The organism is Bartonella sp. CL25QHWL, from assembly GCF_042195335.1.
Lineage (GTDB): Bacteria > Pseudomonadota > Alphaproteobacteria > Rhizobiales > Rhizobiaceae > Bartonella.
This window is the reverse complement of the sequence record NZ_JBHIOE010000059.1, coordinates 1-1,189: the sequence shown is the minus strand read 5'-3', so window position 1 is coordinate 1,189 and position 1,189 is coordinate 1. Positions and strand designations below refer to the sequence as shown.

1 protein-coding gene is annotated in these 1,189 nt (G+C 42.9%); it reads right to left on the bottom strand.

The features are described from left to right. Window positions 1-12: 12 nt before the first annotated feature. A complete protein-coding gene (tuf, locus tag ACFILY_RS09445; RefSeq protein WP_012755022.1) occupies window positions 13-1,188 on the bottom strand; it encodes an elongation factor Tu in 1,176 nt (391 codons plus the stop codon). Between the last annotated feature and the right edge of the window lies 1 nt (window position 1,189).

Here is a 1,189-nt window from a genome sequence, read left to right as displayed (position 1 = left end):
AACAAGCATTATTTATTCAATGATCTTAGAGACGATACCGGCACCAACAGTACGACCACCTTCACGAATAGCAAAACGAAGTTTCTCTTCCATCGCTATCGGAACGATCAACGAAACATCCATCGCAACATTGTCACCTGGCATAACCATTTCCGTTCCTTCTGGAAGTGTAACAATACCTGTAACATCCGTCGTACGGAAGTAAAACTGAGGACGATAATTCGTGAAAAATGGTGTATGACGTCCACCTTCATCTTTTGTCAAAATGTAAGCTTCTGCTTTAAAACGCGTATGAGGTGTAACAGATCCTGGCTTTGCCAATACTTGACCACGCTCAATCCCTTCACGATCAACACCACGTAGAAGAGCTCCTATATTATCACCCGCTTGACCTTGATCTAAAAGCTTGCGGAACATTTCAACACCTGTAACCGTCGTCTTAGATGTTGGACGAATACCGATAATCTCGATTTCCTCTCCAACTTTAATAACACCACGCTCAACACGACCCGTAACAACGGTTCCACGACCCGAAATCGAAAATACATCTTCTATCGGCATCAAAAATGGTTGATCAACAGGACGTTCAGGGGTTGGAATATAATTATCAACTTCACTCATTAAAAGACGAACAGCATCTTCACCAATGCTTTTATCCTTATCTTCAAGAGCTGCCAACGCAGAACCCTTAACAATTGGTATATCATCACCTGGGAAATCATACTTGGATAAAAGTTCCCGAACCTCAAGCTCTACAAGCTCCAAAAGTTCTGCATCATCAACCTGATCAACTTTATTAAGAAAAACAACAATTGCTGGAACACCAACCTGACGTGCAAGCAAAATATGCTCACGTGTCTGAGGCATTGGACCATCAGCTGCTGAAACAACCAAAATAGCACCATCCATCTGTGCTGCCCCTGTGATCATGTTTTTCACATAATCAGCGTGTCCCGGACAATCAACGTGCGCATAGTGACGATTTTCCGTTTCATACTCAACGTGTGCTGTAGAAATAGTAATTCCACGTGCGCGCTCCTCTGGCGCAGCATCAATTTGGTCATAGGCTTTAAATTCACCAAAATATTTCGTAATCGCTGCTGTCAACGAGGTCTTCCCATGATCAACGTGACCAATCGTACCAATATTAACATGCGGTTTTGTTCGTTCAAACTTGCTCTTCGCCATT

Excerpts from the sequence above, each read along its gene's own strand:
- tuf (WP_012755022.1), bottom strand. The coding sequence starts at position 1,188 with ATGGCGAAGAGCAAGTTTGAACGAACAAAACCGCATGTTAATATTGGT.